1 protein-coding gene is annotated in these 310 nt (G+C 34.2%); it reads right to left on the reverse strand.

Annotated elements, in window-relative coordinates:
- The coding region (locus JKP73_RS22485) for a replication initiation protein (protein WP_234447180.1) at positions 1–272 on the reverse strand (272 nt) is incomplete at its 3' end.
- Between the last annotated feature and the right edge of the window lie 38 nt (positions 273–310).

Raw genomic sequence — 310 nt, forward strand, 5'->3', positions numbered from 1 at the left:
CGTTTTTTCGTAATATGAAAGACGATAGAATCAATCGAGCGCCCCTTTTTGACTTTGTCATACGTCACGGTAAAAGAAGTATGATCATTGATTTCTTCCAAAGGTTTTTTTAATATCCATTTTTCTAAATCTGCAAAAAGTTTATATTCATTGACTATATCCGTCATTTCTCGTAATTCTCGGATTGAAATTGAAGGATTGCGGTAGGCTTCTACTTGTTCTTCTCTCCGTCCACCCTTATAACTATAATGCTCGTATTGGTTGTATTGCATAGATAACCAACGATACAAGATGATAGAATGTTTACTAT

Source organism: Virgibacillus salexigens (assembly GCF_014905415.1).
Lineage (GTDB): Bacteria > Bacillota > Bacilli > Bacillales > Amphibacillaceae > Virgibacillus > Virgibacillus salexigens.